Origin of the sequence: Kribbella sp. NPDC004536 (assembly GCF_042873835.1) — a bacterium.
GTDB lineage: Bacteria > Actinomycetota > Actinomycetes > Propionibacteriales > Kribbellaceae > Kribbella.
The window spans coordinates 1,422,189-1,441,617 of record NZ_JBIALY010000002.1; the positions used below are offsets into that span (position 1 = coordinate 1,422,189).

At 69.0% G+C, this 19,429-nt stretch carries 12 protein-coding genes; 6 read left to right on the forward strand and 6 right to left on the reverse strand.

Annotated elements, in window-relative coordinates; translation table 11 throughout:
* Positions 1–25: 25 nt before the first annotated feature.
* On the reverse strand, positions 26–1,372 hold the full coding sequence (locus tag ACFYRU_RS21615; protein ID WP_387661687.1) for a ferric reductase-like transmembrane domain-containing protein: 1,347 nt from the start codon (positions 1,370–1,372) through the stop codon (positions 26–28).
* 156 nt (positions 1,373–1,528) lie between these two features.
* Here ACFYRU_RS21615 and ACFYRU_RS21620 point away from each other — a divergent pair, with 156 nt between their 5' ends.
* A complete protein-coding gene (locus tag ACFYRU_RS21620; protein ID WP_387661689.1) occupies positions 1,529–2,203 on the forward strand; it encodes a response regulator transcription factor in 675 nt (224 codons plus the stop codon).
* Positions 2,175–3,311, forward strand: a complete 1,137-nt coding sequence (locus ACFYRU_RS21625; RefSeq protein WP_387661691.1) for a sensor histidine kinase — start codon at positions 2,175–2,177, stop codon at positions 3,309–3,311. Before ACFYRU_RS21620 ends, ACFYRU_RS21625 begins: the two co-directional genes overlap by 29 nt.
* On the opposite strand, the gene ACFYRU_RS21630 is transcribed toward ACFYRU_RS21625, so the two are convergent.
* The 5 genes from ACFYRU_RS21630 to ACFYRU_RS21650 are packed head-to-tail and all read right to left on the reverse strand — an operon-like array spanning position 3,262 to position 13,261.
* Positions 3,262–3,741, reverse strand: a complete 480-nt coding sequence (locus ACFYRU_RS21630; RefSeq protein WP_387661692.1) for a hypothetical protein — start codon at positions 3,739–3,741, stop codon at positions 3,262–3,264. The two genes, ACFYRU_RS21625 and ACFYRU_RS21630, sit on opposite strands and share 50 nt — an antisense overlap.
* Positions 3,738–4,700, reverse strand: coding sequence for a multicopper oxidase domain-containing protein (locus ACFYRU_RS21635; RefSeq protein ID WP_387661694.1), 963 nt, complete (start codon positions 4,698–4,700; stop codon positions 3,738–3,740). The genes ACFYRU_RS21630 and ACFYRU_RS21635 overlap by 4 nt, the downstream gene beginning before the upstream one ends.
* Before the next feature lie 14 nt (positions 4,701–4,714).
* Positions 4,715–6,727, reverse strand: coding sequence for a multicopper oxidase domain-containing protein (locus ACFYRU_RS21640; RefSeq protein ID WP_387661696.1), 2,013 nt, complete (start codon positions 6,725–6,727; stop codon positions 4,715–4,717).
* Positions 6,720–8,003 (reverse strand): multicopper oxidase domain-containing protein, encoded by a 1,284-nt coding sequence (locus tag ACFYRU_RS21645; protein ID WP_387661698.1) that lies wholly within the window; start codon positions 8,001–8,003, stop codon positions 6,720–6,722. Before ACFYRU_RS21645 ends, ACFYRU_RS21640 begins: the two co-directional genes overlap by 8 nt.
* A 29-nt stretch (positions 8,004–8,032) precedes the next feature.
* Positions 8,033–13,261, reverse strand: coding sequence for a hypothetical protein (locus tag ACFYRU_RS21650; protein WP_387661700.1), 5,229 nt, complete (start codon positions 13,259–13,261; stop codon positions 8,033–8,035).
* 251 nt (positions 13,262–13,512) lie between these two features.
* Between ACFYRU_RS21650 and ACFYRU_RS21655 the strand changes: the two genes are divergently transcribed.
* The 4 genes from ACFYRU_RS21655 to ACFYRU_RS21670 are packed head-to-tail and all read left to right on the forward strand — an operon-like array spanning position 13,513 to position 19,420.
* The gene (locus ACFYRU_RS21655) at positions 13,513–15,096 is read left to right on the forward strand and encodes a copper resistance protein CopC (protein WP_387661702.1); all 1,584 of its coding nucleotides are present in this window, start codon (positions 13,513–13,515) and stop codon (positions 15,094–15,096) included.
* Entirely contained in the window at positions 15,093–17,270 is a 2,178-nt protein-coding gene (locus ACFYRU_RS21660) for a S8 family serine peptidase (RefSeq protein ID WP_387661703.1), read from the forward strand. Before ACFYRU_RS21655 ends, ACFYRU_RS21660 begins: the two co-directional genes overlap by 4 nt.
* A gap of 51 nt (positions 17,271–17,321) precedes the next feature.
* Positions 17,322–17,774, forward strand: coding sequence for a pyridoxamine 5'-phosphate oxidase family protein (locus tag ACFYRU_RS21665; RefSeq protein WP_387661705.1), 453 nt, complete (start codon positions 17,322–17,324; stop codon positions 17,772–17,774).
* A 32-nt stretch (positions 17,775–17,806) separates the two neighbouring features.
* Positions 17,807–19,420, forward strand: a complete 1,614-nt coding sequence (locus ACFYRU_RS21670; RefSeq protein WP_387661707.1) for a GAF domain-containing protein — start codon at positions 17,807–17,809, stop codon at positions 19,418–19,420.
* Positions 19,421–19,429: the final 9 nt, after the last annotated feature.

Below are 19,429 nucleotides of genomic sequence, written 5' to 3' on the forward strand. Positions count from 1 at the left end.
CCGGAAGAGTCCGTCCTGGAAGTATCTAAACAGCGCCGAAGCGTTCGGTGTGGATACGGCGCAGCGGAACGCCGAGCTCGGCCAGGTCGCGGCCTACCGAGGTGACCATCGCGGTCGGTCCGCAGAGGAAGTAGTGCAACTGCTGCGCCCGGCGCGGCAGGACCTGGTCGAGGAAGACACGATCGATCCGCCCGACCGCACCGATCCAGCCGGGTTCAGGTGCGCTCACCACCTCGATCACCTTCAACTTGAGTCGCGCCCGCACCTCGCTCACCTCGGGCCGCAGCATCAGGTCGTACTGCGTACGCGCGGACATGATCAGCCACGCCAGGCGCTGGTCACCGCGGTCCGCCAGGGTCCGCAGCATGCTGAGTAGCGGCGTGATGCCGACACCCGCCGCGATGAACACGAACCCGGGCGCGTCGTCGAGCCCTTCGATCGTGAAGCCGCCGTAGGGCCCGTCGAGGAACACCCGCCGTCCCGGCCGTAGCGCCACCAGCAGCTCGGTGAAGTCGCCGAGTGCCTTGATCGTGAACTCCATCCGTTCCGGGTGTTCCGCGGTCGACGCGATGCTGAACGGGTGCTCCTCGAACACGAACGGCGTCGACCCGATCTTCAGCCAGACGAACTGACCGGCCTCGAACGGCAGGCCCCGATGCCCGTCGGCCTGGATCACCAGCGTCACGCCGTCCCCGGACACGGCCCGGACCGACACCACGACGTACGCGAACCGGCCTGCCCGGACCGGCAGCCAGATCCATCGCCGCGCGGCAAGCCCGACGAGAACCAGGCCGGACACTACGAACCAGACGGCCAGGACCAGGTGCGACACGAGATGCCTCAGCCACCAGACGTGCAGCCAGGCAGTGAGTACAACGATCCCGACCAGCCCGTTGTGGACCAGCCGCCATCCCTCGTAGCGCGGCTGCCTGTGGGGACGACGCAGCGCCAGGAAGACGACCAGTACCAGTGCAAGCGTCGAGACAACCGCGGCGCGCGCCGCCCAGGTGGTGTGGGCGAGATCGAGGATCGACAGACCCCGGGGGTCGACGACCAGGACCGCGACGAAGTGCACCAGCACGAGCACCACCGCGACCAGGGCGATCAACCGGTGGACGGTGACGACCGTCTCGATCCCGAAGGCCGCGATCAGCCACGGCAGCCGGGCCGGCAGCGCGACGGCGACCACCAGCGCGGAGAACGCGACCAGTCCGGCGCTGAGCTCCACGGCTCCCCCGGCGCTGGTGTCCGGCGGCTCGATCACCTGCCGGGCCAGGAACAGCGGGATCAGCAGTACGGCGACGTACCAGAGGAACCAGGCGAGCCGGGCCAGCGGGCCGTGAAGACGCGCTGATACTCGGTGGCGGGACATACGCTTGAAAAGTACGCCGGCACCGCGGCCCGTGGAACAGGCATGACAGGACTGTCATCCGGCGTGGAGCCCGGGCGTTCCGATCTCTTCCGTCCGGTTGCCGGACGTCGCACAATGACGGCGGGGGGGTAGGCCGTCGTGCCTCGAGGGGGTTGTATGAGCAGGATTCTTGTTGTCGACGACGAACCCGATCTGCTCGGTTTCGTCCGCAACGCGTTGGAAGCCGAGGGGTTCCACGTCATCACGGCCACGGACGGGACCGAGGGGCTCCGGCTTGCCCTGACCAGCAAGCCCGATCTGGTGATCCTGGACCTGCTGATGCCGGGACTGGACGGTCAGGCCGTCCTCACCGCACTACTCACGCACGATCGTTCGTACCGGATCCTGGTGCTGTCCGCGACCGAGGACCGGCAGGCCCGGGTCGCCTGTCTCGAGCAGGGCGCGGTCGACTTCCTGGCGAAGCCGTTCGTACTGCGCGAACTGCTCGCCCGGGTCCGTTCCCGGCTGCTCGCGCCGCCACCGGCCGGTGCGGCCTGGCTGCCGGAAGTGCTCCGGGTCGGCGACATCGTGCTCGACACCCGGACCAGGCGGTTGCACGTCGGCGAGCGGACCGCGGAGCTGCCGCAGCGCGAGTTCCTGCTGCTGCAGCACCTGATGCGCAACCCGGACACGGTGTGCTCCCGGCAGGAACTGCTGTCCGAGGTCTGGGGCTACGACTTCGACCCGGCGACGAACCTGGTCGACGTCTGCATCGGCCGGCTTCGGTCGAAGCTGCGCAGCGACGTCATCCGGACGGTACGCAATGTCGGCTATCAGCTACAAACAGCGTGAGCAGCTCGCCGGAGCTGTGACGGACCAGTCCTCGCGGCACCACGTGCGGATGCGCAGAGGGCCTGTCGTCGACTGTCTGCTGGCGCTGTTCATGACCGCGATGCTGCTGCTGATGATCGGCTTGCCCGGCGACGAGACGATCCCGTACCACTTCCTGTTCCTGAGCCTCACGATCGTGTACGGCTTCCGGGTCTGGCCGCTCTGGCCGACTCTGCTGGTCGCGCTGGCGGTGACCGGATCGACCGGCTGGGTGCTGGGTGCGCGGGTCGCCAACAGCGTCATCGACAACGCCGAACTCGCCGAGGTGCCGCTGATGCCGGCGCTGTTCGTGGCGATGGTCTGGCACGCCCGCCGCCGGGCGGCCGCGCAGCGCCAGGTCGAGCGGATGGCCGACCAGCGCCGGGCCAGCCTGGAACGTGAGCGGGGGTTCATCCGGGACGCCTCGCATGCGATCCGGACCCCGATCACCATCGCCCGCGGCCATCTGGAACTCGCGGATGCGGATGGTAGCCAGCCGCACGTCGAGATCGCGCTACGGCAGCTGGACCGGATGTCGGCGCTGTCCACCCGGTTGCTCGCCCTGGCCCGGCTCGACTCCGGCGAGGAACTGCAACGGACCCCGACCGACGTCGCGGCGCTGGTCGCGGAGATCGGAGCGAACTGGACCGCGCACACGGACCGGCGCTGGCTCGCCGACCGGGAGCCGACCGGCCGGCTCCGGATCGACCCGGACTGGATCGAACTGGCGCTGGACGCGCTGATCGAGAACGCCGTGCACTTCACCGGCTCCGGCGACAGCATCCGGCTCGGTTGCCGGTCGGCACCCGAACGCGTCACGATCACGGTGGACGACTCCGGCCCGGGAATCCGGCCCGCCGACCTGCCGTTCGTGTTCGACCGGTTCTGGCACCGCCGTCCCGAACACGGTCCGATGGGCAGCGGTCTCGGCCTGCCGATGGCCCGTGCGGTGGCGGAGGCTCACGGTGGGACGTTGACCGCGGCGTCGAGCCCGGACGGCGGGATGCGGTTCGTACTGAGCCTTCCCAGGCCGCTGCCGCTCATCGCACCACGACGTGTTCGACCTGTGCCTGGCCCAGCAGAACGGTGACCTTCGAGCCACGCCGTACCCAGTTTCCCGGGTTCTCGAAGACCAGGTAGTAGGTCTCGCCGGCCTTGAACTTGCCGGTGTGCGCATGGCTCATCAGCAGGTCCTGCACGACCAGCCCGCTCGCCTCGTCGATGATCGCCGGTGGCGTGGTGCTGTCGTGCAGGCTGTTCGCGCGGTTCGGGTCGAGCACCTGGTACCGCAGGTCGATCAGCCCGCCGCCGCCGGTCACGGCGACCTGCGTGATCCGTACGCCGCTGCGTTCGGCGAGTCCGTCGGCATCGACCGCCGTACGTCCCCAGGCGATCTGGGCGACCGGCGCCGGTTGCGGCTGACTGCTGTGCCCGCTGAACAGCAGCCAAGCCGTGAGTGCACCGGCCACCAGCGCGACGCCGGTGACGACACCGAGGACCCTGATCGTTCGTCCTTTCATGGCTGGATGAACACCAGCATGCCGTTGCCGATCGGCGACGTGCCGGTCTGCGGGCCGGCGGTCACGTGCAGCTGGCGGTTGAAGAGCGGGAAGCCGTGCGTGCTGGGCGGTGCGGTGGACGGCACCGTCACGATCGTGTCCTCGGTCGCGCCGGCCGGAACGGTCTCGGTGCCGGCGCTGAACGGGTTCGTCAGCAGTCGCGCGTCGCGCGCGAGCACCTGCTGGTGCGTGCCGAGCAACATCATCGACGTGTTGTCGTACCCGGCGTTCAGGTACCGCAACAGCAGGCGTTGACCTGCTGTCGCCGTGATCGCCGGGACATCCGGGTAGGACTTGCCGTTGATCAGCCAGTACGTCGCCCGGTAGCTGTGCAGGTCGTACGTGTCCGGGGCCGCGTTGAACGCCGGGTCGACCGCGGTCAGCACCAGCACCGACTCGACGTCGTACGCCGTCGTCGCCGACGCGTACGCCTGGTTGGCGGTCGTCGTCCGGACGATCAACGCACCGGACAGGCCCATCGCCTCCTGGCGCCCGGCGTCACCGCCGCTCTGGTACAGGTAGGTCCCAGGGTGCGCTGTGAACGTACGGCTGACGGATGCACCGGAGGCAGCGTCGGACGGACCGGGGTCGAACGTCACGCCCGGAATCTCGAACGACACCGTATGTCCGGCGGGCAACGCGTTGTGGATCGTGATCGTGACCGCATCCCCGTCCGTGACGGTCAACTGTGGCCCCGGCAGGGTGGCAGACGCCGTGCTGCAGTCGCCCGCTGTGGCCGGCGTACCGAACCCCCAGATCGGTACCAGTCCCCCGCCGGGCAGGCCGGCGGTTCCCGGTACGGCACACAACTCGATCGCGACCGGCGCCGCGGCCGCCGAGCCACCGGCCAGCGTGAGGCCGAACCCGGCCAGCGCGAGCACCAGCAGGACCCGGGCTGCGCGGTGAACAGACATACGCATCATCACAGGTCTCCTCATGGCGCGTCGTACACGATCTTGAGCAGGTCACCCCAGGTCGAGAAGGTGCCCGGGGCGGGTGCGGTGTAGCGCTGGGTGTGGACGAGCACCCGCACCTGCCCGGCGTACGAGCCGGTGCCGATGTACGCGCTCGCGGGGCCTGGGAGGGTCCACGTCGAGGTGACGTCGGCCGAGCCCACGCCCTGCGGTTGTGTGGGTGGGGCCGGCAAGGTCGTCCAGCCCGCGGAGGTCGGCGTACTGCAGCCGGCGGCGCCCGACGACCAGTTGCAGATCTTCACTGTCTGCTGCGGCAGGTTGGTGGTCAGCGCCGTGCAGGTCGTCGCGGTCGTGGTCGCGCAGTTGGCACCCTTGTAGACGACCTTCAGGTTGCTGCTGCCCGCCGCGACGCCGCCGAATGTTCCGTACCAGTCCGTCGCCAGTGCGCTGACCACCGCGCCGGTGGCGTGCGTCGCCGCCGAGGTACCCAGCTGGCCACGGGATACCGTCCAGGTTGTGGTGCCTTGACCGCCGGTGACCAGCAGGACTTCGTTGTCGATGCGGACGAAGTACGTGCCGGTGGTGGGGAAACCGGCGGCCGAGGCGACCGTGATCGACCCTTGCCCGATCGTGGTGGGGTTCGGACGGGTCGTCGTCTTCGGGTTCACCTGGTAGTACGTGCCGTCGGCCTGGCCGAGGGCGCTGACCGACCCGGACTTGAGGGTGCCGCCGAGGATCGCCGTCGCGGTGGCGGCGCCGAAGCAGCCACCCGCCGGGTCGACGCGGAGCAGCATGCCCATACCGCCGAAGCCTTGGTCGTAGTTGGTGAACTCGTTCAGCGCGTGCGAGTGCAGCGGGAAGTACCACTCACCGCAGGCGTTCTGCGACGTGGTGCCGACCGGCAGCGTGCCCTTGTAACCCAGGTACGGCGAGCCGCTGTACCAGGTGTTGCCGTCCTTGAAGAACAGGTTGCGGTAGTTCGGCTGCGCCACCGGGAGCGGGTTGGTCGTCGGGTTCCAGTTGTCGGCGTCGTCCCAGCGGAGCAGGAAGTCCTCGGTCTGCCCGGCGCCGATGGTCTCGCCGAAGTGCTCGGTCGAGGCGACCAGCCGGCCGTCCTGGGCGATCTGCCGGGTGTGGTTTCCGTGCGGGTGGAACGGGTGGTTGACCGCGCCGACGTTGATCATCCGGATCAGTGCGGGACGGTTGTCGGCCGGCGTGTTCGGTTGCAGCCGGACGAGCGCGCCGTACGGCTGGTTCGGCAGCAGGGCCGATCCGTTGTCCTGGATGGTGTCCGGGAACTCGCGCCCGTTGATGGCGAAGTACCGGTTCCGCAGCGCGTTCACGTCGTACGTGCCGCCGACCTCGACCGCGTGGTGCAGGTCGGAGTCGATGTCGCTGAGCAGCAGGAGGTACTCACGGGTGGGCGCGAACTGCGTACTCGCGTTGCCGTACGCGTAGTCGTCACCGAGCGCCGGCCGGATGATCAGCGCGCCGGCGAGACCCATCTCGATCTGCTTGGCGACGTCCGACCCGCTCTCGTACAGGTAGGTTCCCGGCTGGCCCGCGGTGAAGCTGTAGCTGACGTCGCCGCCGGCCGCCGCTTCGGTGGTCAGCAGACCGTTGGTGCCACCAGTGGCAGTCACCGCCGAGTCCTGACCCGGGAAGACAATGGACGTTGCCTCCGGCAAGCTGTTGTGCAGCGTCACGACCACGGTCTCACCCTGCTCGGCGCACAGCACCGGGCCTGGACTCTGGAAGTGGCCGCCGAGCGGCGAGTAGCTCCACATGAAGACGCTGTTGCCGTCCGGCGTGTCGATCGTGCCCGCGGACGCGGTCAGCGCGAACGTCCTGGTCGTCCCGGCCAGCGAACCGGTCGAGCAGACCATGCCGGTCGGCGGAACGGCCTCCGGCTTCGCGCTCGCGGTCAGCGAGGCGAGCGGGACCAGCACGCCGGCGATCAGGGCGAGACCGGCCAGCGATCGGCGGATCCTCTGCATGGTCGTCTGCATGGTCGTCGCCTCCTGCTCAGACATAGGTCTGACTCACGTACGTCTGGGCCGGCAGCGGGGTTGCGTACACCCGCACCTCGGTCATCATTCCGCTCGGTCCGGTGACACCAGGGCTGGACAACCTCCGCCAGTCCCGGTTCTTGAAGTAGTAGACGTTGTAGTTGCCGCGCCCGTCCGATCCGCTCGGCCGCAGCGCCGAGTAGGCCGGTGCGTCGAACAGCACGTCCCGCGCCTCACCGGGCCCGATGTACAAGGTGTTCGTCCAGTACGACGTGTCCGTACTGCCGTTGCGCAGCAGCGACGCGTCCTGGCCGATCACGTGCATCGGGATCCCGGACAGCTGCATCGCGTGCTGCTGGTAGCCCAGGTTCGCCAGCCGCAGCAGCACCCGCTCGGCCGGGTTCACCTGGATCAGCGCCGAGTTCGGCTGGCTGTAGTCCGGGGCGTTGTCGTAGGTCGTGTTCGGGGTCGCGATCCGCAGCGACGCCGGCAGCGACGGGTCGTCGTTCGGCAGCGTGGTCTGCGGGTAGCAGCGGCCGTTCAGGATGAACCATTCGGGGTCGTAGTCGGTCGGGATCGTCTCCTGGATGTCCCGGTCACCGTCGTGGAACTCCGACCAGTACTCGTTCAGCAGGATCGCGAAGTGCCGGTGGTACCCGGTCGAGCCGTCGGTGTCGTTGTAGGCGAACTTGGTGAAGCCGGCGATCGGCGTACCGTCCTGGAGCGGCCGGACGAACACGATCCCGGTCATCCCCATCTGTACGTGCTCGACGTCCTCGAAGTGGCAGTGGTACATGTACGTGCCCTCGCGGTGCGGGCGGTAGAAATACGTGAGCTGCTTGCCGATCGGCACCGCGACCGACACCTCGGGAACGCCGTCGTTCAGCGGCGACGGTACGTCGAACCCGTGCCAGTGCACGGTGTGCGAGTCGACCAGGTCCGGGCGCTGCACCAGACCGAGGTTGGTGAGCGTGATCTTGATGTCGTCGTTCTGTTTCAGGTCCAGCGTCGGCGCACTGGTCCGGGCGTGGCCCTTGTACTGCGTGGAGAGCTGGTCGACGGTGGCCGTCGGGCTGACCGGGATGAAGCCGAAGATGTACAGCGGGTCGTCTTCCCGGCCAGGAACGGTGACGTACCCGTCGGTGGCGGCCAAGGCGAGCGTGGTCGTGGCGGCGGTGGCCGCGTCGGTCCCCCGGACGACAGCGGCGCCGACGCTGCCCACCGCCAGGGCGCCGAGGGCGCCCAGACCGGTGGCCTTCAGGAAGTCCCGGCGTCCGACGCCGGCCGGTTGCGAGCTCATCGCGTTCTCCTGACTCGGCTGATAGGTGCTCATGGCAACGGCACCGGAATGCCGGGGAGCAGCTCGTCCGCGCCCAGGTCCCACGGAGTGCGGACCCGGACCGTACGCAGCAGCGGGCGGTACTGACTGTCGTAGTCACCCAGCTGCCCCGCGCCGAGCGACGGCATTCCACTCGGAGCCTGCACCGCGCCCGCGGAGCACGGGTTGAGTGCGGTGGCCGGCGCCGGGAAGGCGGTGTTCGAGCAGCGGACACCGCGGTCCACCAGCGGACTGGTCTGCAGCAGGTGGTAGTCCCCGGTCAGCCCCACCGGCGGGTCCGCACCGGTGATGGTGACGGCCGCGGTCTGCGGATCGAGCCGGGATCCGGTCACCGTCAGCTCCAGCGTGAACGGTGTGACGAACCCGGGGTCGGTGCCGATGATGTTGCCCTGGCCGCCCGGCAGCGCATGCTGGACGCCGTTCGGTCCGAGGATCTGGCCGTTGGTCAGGTCCGAGTACCTCGGGACGAACGTATCGGCGTTGTTCGCCGTACCGTGCACCTCGAAGTCGATGAAGCCCTGGTTCACCAGCGTCGCTCCTGGGCCGAAGCTGTCCAGCGTGAACGCGTTGTTGTTCCAGAAGATGTCGTTGAACTGGGCCGTCGGCCGGGAGAAGTCCGGCCTGGTCGAAGCGGTCGGGTACTGCGCGACGTACCGCGCATCGGCCTGCCACAACGGATCGTTGGCCTCGGACGCGAGTCCGGCCGAATGCGGTACGCCGATCTGGGAGTTCTCCGACGACGCCGTCGACACGTTGTTCGCCACGGTGTTGTTGATCAGCCGCACGTTCGACGAGTCGTCGAGCATGATCGCGCCGCCGATGTCCGCTGACCCGTTGTCGACGATCTGGTTGTCGCGGACGTTGATCGCCGCGTTCAGCCCGTCGAGGACGAACACACCGCCACCGTCGTCACCGGAGTAGTTGCTCTGGATCAGGTTCTTGTCCACCGACACCGTGCCGGTCCCGTCGCCGAGTGATCCGCCGCCGACCGGCAGCTCGGACTCGAGCGCCACCCCGGCGCCGGAGTCGACCGAGTCGTTGTAGTAGATCTGGTTGTCGTGGATGTTCCCGCCCGGGCTCAGCCCGATGTGGGAGATGCCTGCCCCGTAGTTGACGCTGAAGTTCGAGCAGACGATGTTGCCCGTGACCTCGTAGTTGTTCGAGCCGTAGAAGATCCCGAGGCCGCCGGCCTGGGTCAGGCCGCCATTGCCGAGCAGCCGGTTGTTCGCGACCTTGACCGTGAAGTTGTGGCTCGCGTGGTCGTACGGCTGACCGATCCCGATCCCGCCGGCTACGACACCCGCGTTGTTCTCGAGCACGTTGTTGGTCAGCTGCTCGTTGTTGATCGACGCCTGCAGCTGGATGCCGCCGGCACCTTCACCGGATCCACCGGTCATGAGTGCGACACCGTCGATCCGGGACTGGTTGAACGCGGTCTGGTTGACCTGCGTCGTCGTGCCGGTCAGGTCGTACGCCGTGGCGGTCTTGGCGACCACGGTGACGTCAGCTCCTCGCAGCACCGGGTGAGCGGCATCGACGTACGGGGCGTTCGCTGCCACTGTGGCGTCGTACGCGGTGGCGTTCTGCTGGAAGTAGCGGCCGTCGATGACCGAGCCGGGGACGTTGAAGCGCGGGTCCTCCGGGTCGCGGGCCTGGAGCTCGTGCGAGCCGATGATGCCGCCCGGGCCGACGCCCTGGATCTTCAGCGGCTTCCAGACCACGACGTTCTCGTTGTAGGTACCGGGGCTCAGCACCAGCAGGCTCCGGGCGGGGGCGGCGTCGATGGCTGCCTGCAACTGGTGACCGGTCAGCGTCGGGGCGGCGACGTTGACGACGTTCGGGTTGTAGTTGATGCCGCCCGACGATCCGGTGACGTGCACGGTCAGAGCGTTCACCGTCGACACGCCGCCGTTGGCGTTGGACGTGGTCAGGGTCAGTTGCTTCGGCCCTGGCGTGAAGAGCGCGCTGAAGATCGGGATCCGGATCTGCACCTGATCGGGTACGCCGTTGGTTCCCGGCGTGCCGGGAGTCCAGCTGACGATGCCGCCGTTGGCCCGGGTCAGTGTGAAGGTCGAGCCGGTCCGGTCGTCGGTCAGTGTCGCCCGGACGCCGGTGGCGCCGGTAACGGTTCCCTGCGCACCGATGAAGTCGGCCTGGATCGTCATCACCTGACCGGTGGTGCGGACCGGGTTGTCGACCTGCAGCAGCTCGGGCCGTGCCGGGACGGCGGGATCCTCACAGCCGGTCCCGGAGATCGGGTCCAGTGGCAGGTCGAGCTGGGTGCTCAGACCCGGCCAGGCCTCGGCCGGCGTCGTCGCGGTCAGCAGGTTCGGGTTGTAGCTCGGGTTCGGCGCGGTCTTCGAGCCCGGGTCGTCGACCTTCACCAGGTACATGCCTGGGCACGGCCCTTGTGGGATCGGGCAGTTCAGCGTCTCGGTCGACGGGACCAGGGCCTCGAACGATCCGTCCGGGCTGGTGGTCACCGTCGTGAGCAGCCGCCAGTTGTTCGCGTCGTACGGCAGGTTGACGTTGCCGCCCGGACCGGCGGTGTCGACGCGGGCGTAGATGCCGACCGGGATGTTGCCGATCGGACGCGGCTCGCCGTACCACGGCGAGTTCTTGTCGCGCTCGAAGTAGATGTCGTTGAACACCTGGCCGACCAGCCGGCCGGGTTCCTCGACGTCACCGGTGCGGGCGTCGGTCGCGTCCTGCCCGTTCGGGTCGGTGCGGAAGTTCGTCATCAGGTGGAAGTCCGCGTTGGCGTTCTGGCTGTTCTGCAGCACGACCAGCTTCTTGTCGCACAGCGGCGCGTGGGCGCCGGCGACGTTGTAGAAGTTGCTGCGCGGCGTCAGCGTGGCCTTGTCGATCACATGGTCGTCGCCGACACACGGCGGCGGCGGGATGGCCGGCGTGAAGTTGTTGCCGAGGTCAACGTTCACGTCCTCTTCGCGGACCGGGCGGTAGATGCAGCCGCTGCCGTCGCCCGGGATCGATCCCTTGGCGTGGCTGACCTGCTGGGTGCCACCGGCCGGGTTGCAGAGCCGGCTGTCGGTCGTGTCGGAGGGCATCACGGCCTGCGTGATGTACGTACCGGCGACGAGCGGAACCGGCTGGCTGCCGCCGGTGCACGAGCCGTCGTCGGCCGTGAGGTCGTACCCGTTCGGGCAGTAGTCGGCGAACGCGTAGCCGCCGTCGAACGCGCCGTCCTTGGTGTTCTCGCCGGTCAGCGGCACCTCCAGGCAGTTCGGCCCGATGGTCGGGTTGAACTGCGCGCTGACGTCGGCTCCGTTGAAGTCCTTGATGGGCGAGCAGCTCTGGGTGAACGTGTTGCCGTCGGCTTGCGGGTCCTGGGTCGCGGTCGGATGCTGCCAGTGGTCGGTGACGTACTTGTTCAGGATCACGTCGTCCGCGGTGTTCGGCAGACCGTCGGCACCGGGACCCTCGAGGTACACGGTCACGTCCGGGATGGCCGGCTCGTAGTCCTCGTGGGCCTGCATCTTCGCGTCGAACTCGTTGCGCGTCGTCGAGAAGTAGGTGATGCCAACGATCTGGCCCGGCGTGCCGGCCGGATAGTCACGCTTGCCCCAGTCGATCGTGGCGCGGTGACCTTCCAGCATCAGCTGGTTCGTGAGCAGGCCACCACCCTGGTCAGTGGGGATGCACGGGTTGGCCACCGGCGTCGCGGAGCACGACGGTACGACGGCACCCGTGTGCTCGTCGTGCACCGACGGTCCCGGGTACGACGAGAAGCGGGCGAAGCCCTGTTCGTTGATGATCCACCGGCCGAGCGCGCCACCTTCCGCGGTCGGGTACTCGTAGTGGCCGTGCGCGTCGGTGGTCGTCGTCTCCTTGATCGAGCCGTCGCGCCAGCGCTGGTCCATGTCGGTGTTCGGGATCGTCGGGTCGACGCCCACGTCGTACTTGCCGTTGTTGTTGGTGTCCTTGTAGACGGTGCCGTCCAGCCAGCCGAACCAGCGGGACACACCGAGGCCTACCCCGCCGTCGTCACCGGTCTCGTTGACATCGACGGTCTGGCCGGCCGCGACCGTGACCGGTTTGAACCGCATGATGTAGCTCAGCTGCTCGTCCCAGACGGCAAGGTTGTAGGTGCCGGGCGGCACGTTCTGGATGTCGAAGTTGCCGCTCGCGTCGCCCTGGCCCACGTAGACCGTGCGGTCCGTGGTGCTGTCGCTCAGCGCGACGAACGGGTTCTCGACCGGGTCGGTGAAGGTCCCGGTCGTGTACGGCGCCCACTCGACCCAGTTGCGCGCCGTACCGGTGATCTCGCCGGTGCCAGTGGTCGCGAACGGCTGCGGTGCGCAGACGAAGCCGAACCAGTAGGCGGTCCGTACGTTCGGCGGCTCCCACAGCTGCTCGCCGGGCGCACCGGTGCCGTCGGCCCCTTCTTCGGTCGGGGCGAGCAACTGCAGGCCACCGTCGATCGTGGTCGTCTGGTACCAGCGGCTGTTCGGGTCACTGTTGCACGGCCGGTCCGGCGGGTGGACATCGATGTTGTACGTCGCCGGGCCGAGGTTGTCGATCTCGTTGAATCCGTCCCCGTTGGTCAGGCAGAGCCCTCCGCACAGGGGCTTGTTGTTGTAGTCGACCGTGACGGCGCTGTTGGTCTGCTCGGTGAGGCCGACCTGGAACCCGGACAAGCCGGCTTCCTCGGTGTCGGGAGCACCGTTGGTCCACGCGTTGTCCTCGAACACGAAGACCCGGATCTTGCCCAGTGGCAGCGGGTGGTCGGCGCTCTGTACGGTCAGGTCGACCCGTGCGGTCAGGGTTCCGTCGGCGGCCGCGTCGGCGGGCAGGTTGATGTACTTGCCCCACATCTTGTGGTCGAGCGACCGGACCGAGATCAGGTACCGGCCGGCCGGGAGTGAGACGGTCTTCCGGGACTGGTCACCTTCGCGGACGATCGGGCTGTTGCTCTCGGTGCTCAGCGCCTTCGGGTCGTTCGGCAGCTTGGTGTTGTCCACGTTGACGATGTAGTTGAAGTTCGCCAGCGGCGCACCGGTCGGGAAGTCCCGCGCGTCGACGGTGACCGCGCAGCCGCCCGCCGGGCAGCTCGCGGCGGCCTGCGCCTTCGGGGCCGACCGGACCGTCGCGACCCCGGCCAGACTCGCCGCGATCAGGCCCAGCACCGCGACCCGCGCGACCACCGCCCGGGTACGGCGACGTACCAGCCGGAACGAACGCGTCGTTGCTGCAGACATCGGAACCACCCTCCCGGCGGCACGGCCTGGGCAGACCGCCGCCTGGCGCCTGGACATCTGAACGTGATCATCCGGCCACGGGCCTCGGCCTGGGCCGACCATGACGGCCCTGTCATCCGCAGGTCATCCCGCCGTCATTCCGGCGATGACGAACCCGTCATCTCGTGACGGTCCGGTCATGAACCCGAGCCACCGAAGGCGCGCGTTCCTATCGTCGGGACTGTCTCGGCACTGGTGGGGAGGGGCGACCTGTGCGGCACCGCTGTCTGCTGTTCGTTGCCTGCGTGCTCCTGCTGTGCGGGATCCCGTCGGTGGCGTCTGCGCACGCCCAGCTGATCCGGTCCGATCCGGCCGACGGCGCCGTCCTCGCGGAGTCACCCGGGCTCGCCCGGCTCTGGTTCGACGACGACGTCGACGCGGCGCGCAGTACGGCCCGACTGGTCGGCGCGAACGGTACGACGGTGCCGGGGACGACCGTGGTCAGCGGTTCGGGTGATCCGCGGGTGATCGCGATCGAGCTCCCCAGCTTGGCCGGTGGGTCGTACGGCCTGTTGTGGGAGGCGGTGTCGGCCGAGGACGGGCACACCACCGACGGAGCGGTGACCTTCTCGATCGGTCACACCGGGGCGCTGTCGGTGAATGTCTCAGACAGGTCCGGCGGACTCGTGCTGCGCTGGATCTGGCTGCTCGCCCTGGCCGGCGTGGTCGGGCCGCTGGCGTTGCTGGTGTTCGTGTTGCGCACGCCGACCGATCCGCGGGCGGCGGTAGCACGCCCGCGGTTGCTGGCGCTCGTACTGGGATCCACGATCGTTGCCCTGGGCATACATCATACCGGCCTCCGGTTGCTCGCCCTGCTGGTGCTGTTCGCGCTGATCGGGCTCGCGTACCTCGATCGGGTACCGGATGTCGTGCTGCTCGTGCCGGTCGCGGTTCTGGTGTGGCTCGAAGCGCTCGGCAGTCATGCGGCGGCACTGCCTGCGCAGCGGCTGGTCGCGTTGGTTGCCGACGCGATTCACGCATTCGCCGGGCTGCTGTGGCTGGGAGCTGTGCCGGCGCTTCTGCTGGTGATGTGGCATGGGCCGCGCAAGGACATCCTGTGGCGGTTCAGCGGTCTGGCGGCGGCGAGTGTGCTGCTGGTTGTGGTGACTGGTCTCTTCGGTGCAGGACTCGAGGTCGCGACACCGAGCTCCTTGGTCAGCACACGGTACGGGCGCCTGCTACTGCTCAAGACCGGTCTGCTCGCCGGGATGGGTCTGCTCGGACTGTTCAACGCTTGGCGGTTGCGGCGACGCGCGCTCCCCCGCCGCACCATGGCGGCCGAGGCGGCTGTCGGCGCGGTGCTGCTCGTCGCCGTCGCGGCGCTCGTCGGACAGGCACCTCCCGCCGGTGCCCCGACCGCCGTACCGACGGCGGTGACTCGCAGTGGCTTCGCGGCCGACCTGGTCGTCACAGTCTCGGCGACGCCCAACCGACCCGGCGTGAACTGGTTCACGGTACTCGCTGAGAGCACCCGCCGCCCCGCGCCGGCGCCACTCGGCGGAGTCGACCTGCGCATCGGTGCGCAGACGGTGCCGCTGCAGCGGTTGAGTGCGACCCGGTACTTCGCCACCTACCGAGCTGATGCCCCGGGCAGTGTGCGAATGGTGGCCGTACTGCACCGCGCCGGCCACGAGTATTCCGTACCCCTCGAATGGCAGGTCTCCGCACCCGCTGCCCGTTCCGCGCCCGGGCGGCGACTGGCGCCGTACGTCGACGGCGCGGCACTCGCGCTGCTCGAAGTCGGGGTCGCGGTCTGCGCATGGTGGCTGCTTCGTACTCCAGGAGGTCGACGATGAAGTCCGTGGTGATGGCAGCAGTCTCTTCGCTCGTCCTGACCGGCGCGGCCGTGCCCACGCCCGACCCGTTCGTGGACGTGATCGTGGTGATGAAGGCCCAGCAGGCGGCCCCCACGATCGCCGCGCCGAACCGGCGCGATCGCCTCCGGCTGCTGGAGCAGGCGCTGCGCAACCACGCCGACACGACCCAGCGGGGCGCCCGCGACCTCCTCGCCGTACGCCGCAAGCAGGGCCGGGTGACCTCGGTCGTGCCGCTGTGGATCACGAACGCGATCGGCGCCCGGGTGCGTTCCACAGTGGCCGCGGAGCTGTCCCGGCGGCCCGACGTCCTCGCGGTCCGGCCGAGTACGACGATCCAGGCACCGTCCGCGGCCGCGTCGAGTCCGGTCGAGGCGAACCTGGCGACGGTGAACGCACCCGCCCTGTGGGACCTCGGGTACCGGGGCCAGGGCATGGTGGTGGCGTCGATGGACACCGGTGTGGACGCGAGCCACCCCGAACTCGCCGCACGGTGGCGTGGTGGCAGCAACAGCTGGTACGACCCGAACGGGCAGCATCCGAGCTCGCCGGTCGACCTGAACGGTCACGGGACGCAGACGATGGGAGCGATGGTCGGCGGTGACGCCGGCGGCTCGTCGATCGGGGTGGCTCCGGGCGCGCAGTGGATCGCGGCGAAGATCTTCAACGACCGCGGCCAGGCCTCCTCGACCGCGATCCACCTCGGGTACCAATGGCTCCTGGACCCGGACGGCAATCCCGCGACGCCGGACGCTCCGAACGTCGTGAACAACTCCTGGACGATGGCGGCCGGAAGCTGCAACCTCGAGTTCCAGCCAGACCTCCGCAACCTGCGGGCGGCCGGGATCCTGCCGGTCTTTGCCGCTGGCAACTACGGACCCACGGCCGGTACGTCGGCGAGTCCGGCGAACAACCCGGAGGCGTTCGCGGTGGGCTCGGTGGACGGGACAGGGGTGGTCGACCCGTACAGCAGCCGCGGCCCGTCGGCGTGTACGCAGGGAACGTACCCGCAGCTCGTTGCCCCGGGCACCGGCATTCGTACGACCGATCTGTACGGCGGCTACATCTCGGTGTCGGGTACGTCGATCGCCGCGCCGCAGGTGACCGGTGCGCTCGCCTTGCTGCTGCAGGCGGTGCCCGGGATGTCCGCGGATCGGCAACAGGCGGCCTTGCAGGCAGGCGCAGTTGATCTGGGTACGACGGGACCTGACAACGACTACGGCACCGGCCGGCTCGACGCGTTGGCGTCGTACAACTGGCTGCGGAGCAGCCCGGACTTCGCGGTCGCTGTCAGCCCGTCGGCGGCTACCGCTCAGCCGGGCTCGACGGCGACCTACACGGTGACGGTGTCGGGCAGCGGCGGATTCAGCGGGGATGTCGCGCTGTCGGTCAGCGGGCTTCCCGGGACGTTCAGTCCATCAGTGGTTGCGAGTGGCAACGGTACGTCGGTGCTCACGGTGACTGCTCCGGCGAGCACCGGCACGACACAGCTCGTCGTCACCGGATCGAGCGGTTCGGTCAGCCGTACGGCGCTGGCCTCGCTGACCGTCGTACCTCCGCCTGACTACAGCCTGACCGCGACTCCGGCCACCCGGACCGTCAGCGCCGGCGCCTCGACGACGTACACGATCGGTATCAATCCCGCCAACGGGTTCACCGGCGACGTCGCGTTGAGCGTGACCGGGTTGCCGCCGAGCGTCGGTACCGCTTCTGTCAGTCCGGCCGTCGCGCACACGACCGCTCAGCTGGCCATCACCACCGCGGCGTCCGCTCCGGCAGGGACCTACGGCATGACGGTCTCGGGCACCAGTGGGTCGCTCACTCATCAGGTCTCGGTGACTCTGGTGGTCAATCGGCCCGACTTCACGATGACCGCGAGCCCGGCGTCGGTCACCGTCACCCGCAGCCAGACCGCGACGTACACGGCGAGTGTCAGCCCCGTGAACGGCTTCACGGGCTCTGTCACGTTGACAGTCTCGGGACTCCCGGCCAACGCCTCTGCGAGTTGGACGGGCAATCCGGTGGCGACATCCGGCAACGCTACGTTGAAGATCCGTACGACCTACAGCACCGCGCGTGGCACCTTCACGCTCAAGGTCGCGGCGAGCAGCGGTTCGCTCACTCATCAGGCAACGGTCACACTGGTCGTTCGCTGAACGGGACTTTCGGCCCTACTGCCACGCGCGCTGTCGCCCGACTGTTGAGTTGTGGACACCTACGGAGCGGTACAGCAGTACGACCGATCGCGGCTGCAGATCCTGAGCCCGGCCGAATGCTTGCGGCTGCTCGGCTCGGTGCCGCTCGGACGGCTCGTCTACACCTACGCGGGACTGCCGGCGATCCGGCTGGTCAACTTCGTCGTCGACGACGACACGATCGTGTTCAGTACCGGGCAGGGCGACAAGTTCCGGGCCGCCGAACGCGGCGACGTGGTCGCGTTCGAGGCCGACGACGTGGACCTGGAGCGGCACCTCGGGTGGACGCTGACAGCCATCGGGCACCTGTCCGTCGTGACGGAGGACGAGGCGGCAGCATTGCGCCGTACGTTGGCCCTGCATTCCTGGATGCCGATGGACGACCCGCGGCTGGTCCGGCTCGGCATCGAGTCCGTCCAGGGCCGCCGCCTGGTCCCCTGGGGCCAACGTCCGCGCAGCCGGTGACAGCTGTTCCGCTGACTGCCTAGGGTGAACGCATGGAGGTGGATCCGAGGCTGCTGGACGCGGTCGTCGGGATCGGGGCCGATCTGGACCTGAACAGCACCCTGGACCGGATCGTGACTGCCGCCTGCGAACTCGCCGGTGCCCGCTACGGCGCCCTTGGTGTGGTCGGCCCGGACGGCAAACGGCTCGTCCGGTTCATCACGCACGGCGTCACCGACGACGAGATCGCCGCCATCGGCCCGTACCCGGAAGGTCACGGCATCCTCGGCCTGCTGATCGAGCACCCAGAACCGATCCGGATGCACGACCTGGCCGAGCACCCGAGGTCGTACGGCTTCCCCGCCAACCATCCGCCGATGAAGAGCTTCCTCGGCGTCCCGATCCGGACCCGCGAGCACGCCTTCGGCAACCTGTACCTGACCGAGAAGACCGGCGGCGCCGACTTCACCGAGGACGACGAGCGTACGGTTACCGCGCTCGCCGCGGCGGCCGGGGTTGTGATCGACAACGCCCGGTTGTACGCCGACACCGAGCAGCGCCGGCACTGGCACGAGGTGACCGCAGAGATCACCCAACTGATGCTCGGCGAGTTCGACGCCGATCAGGCCCTGCAGCTGATCGCCCGCCGGGCCCGGGAGGTCGCGGGCGCCCAGGTGGCCGCCGTCCTGCTGGCCGACGCCGACGAGCTCGTCGTCCGCGCCGTCGACGGTCGGGACACATTCGCGAAGTACGTCGGCCGGCGGATCCCCAGCAACGTCCCGGTGCTCGGCCGGGTGAGCTCCGGCTCCGGGGAGCAGGTCGTGATCGAGGACCTCGCGCAGATCCTCAAGGATGCCGGCGGGCTCACCGAGTTCCCCGAGGGTGCCACGCTGGCCCGTACGACGCTGGCCTCGCTGCCACCTGGGAACTCCGGTACCGGCGGCGTCCTCGCCGTCGCCGCCGAGCAGGGAGCCAACACCCGGAGCGCGGAGGGCGCCGAGCTGGTCCGGATGTTCGCCGGCCAGGCCACCCTCGCCCTTGAACGCGCCCAGGCGCAGCGCGACCGCGACCTGCTCGCCGTCCTGGAGGACCGCGACCGAATCGCCCGCGACCTGCACGACCTGGTCATCCAGCGGCTGTTCGCGACCGGCCTGCAACTCCAGGGCATGCACCGGCTGGTCGCACCGGAGCACCAGCAGCGCCTCACCCGAGCCGTGGAGGAGATCGACACCACCATCCACGAACTCCGCGCAGCGATCTTCGAACTGCAGCAACCGCCCGCCGCGGCCTCCCTGCGCGCCGATATCCAGACCTTGGTCGCCGAGTACGCCGAGCCGCTCGGCTTCCGGCCGCAGCTGACCTGCACCGGCCCGATCGACACCGTCGTACCGGCCACGGTCCGGCCGCAGATCCTGGCCACCATCCGGGAAGCCCTGTCGAACATCGTCCGCCACGCCCAGGCGTCGCAGGCCGACGTGGAGGTGATCGCCGGGCCGAACCAGCTCGTCACCCGCATCACCGACAACGGCATCGGGATCGGTCCCAGCAGCCGGCGCAGCGGCCTGCGCAACCTCACCGACCGCGCCCGGGCCCTCGGCGGCACGGTCCAGGTCACCGACAACCACCCGCAGGGCACGATCGTCGAACTCACTGCGCCCATGGCGTGAACCGGTCCA

Excerpts from the sequence above, each read along its gene's own strand:
- ACFYRU_RS21615 (WP_387661687.1), bottom strand. The coding sequence starts at position 1,372 with ATGTCCCGCCACCGAGTATCAGCGCGTCTTCACGGCCCGCTGGCCCGG.
- ACFYRU_RS21620 (WP_387661689.1), top strand. The coding sequence starts at position 1,529 with ATGAGCAGGATTCTTGTTGTCGACGACGAACCCGATCTGCTCGGTTTC.
- ACFYRU_RS21625 (WP_387661691.1), top strand. The coding sequence starts at position 2,175 with ATGTCGGCTATCAGCTACAAACAGCGTGAGCAGCTCGCCGGAGCTGTG.
- ACFYRU_RS21630 (WP_387661692.1), bottom strand. The coding sequence starts at position 3,741 with ATGAAAGGACGAACGATCAGGGTCCTCGGTGTCGTCACCGGCGTCGCG.
- ACFYRU_RS21635 (WP_387661694.1), bottom strand. The coding sequence starts at position 4,700 with ATGCGTATGTCTGTTCACCGCGCAGCCCGGGTCCTGCTGGTGCTCGCG.
- ACFYRU_RS21640 (WP_387661696.1), bottom strand. The coding sequence starts at position 6,727 with ATGTCTGAGCAGGAGGCGACGACCATGCAGACGACCATGCAGAGGATC.
- ACFYRU_RS21645 (WP_387661698.1), bottom strand. The coding sequence starts at position 8,003 with ATGAGCTCGCAACCGGCCGGCGTCGGACGCCGGGACTTCCTGAAGGCC.
- ACFYRU_RS21650 (WP_387661700.1), bottom strand. The coding sequence starts at position 13,261 with ATGTCTGCAGCAACGACGCGTTCGTTCCGGCTGGTACGTCGCCGTACC.
- ACFYRU_RS21660 (WP_387661703.1), top strand. The coding sequence starts at position 15,093 with ATGAAGTCCGTGGTGATGGCAGCAGTCTCTTCGCTCGTCCTGACCGGC.
- ACFYRU_RS21670 (WP_387661707.1), top strand. The coding sequence starts at position 17,807 with ATGGAGGTGGATCCGAGGCTGCTGGACGCGGTCGTCGGGATCGGGGCC.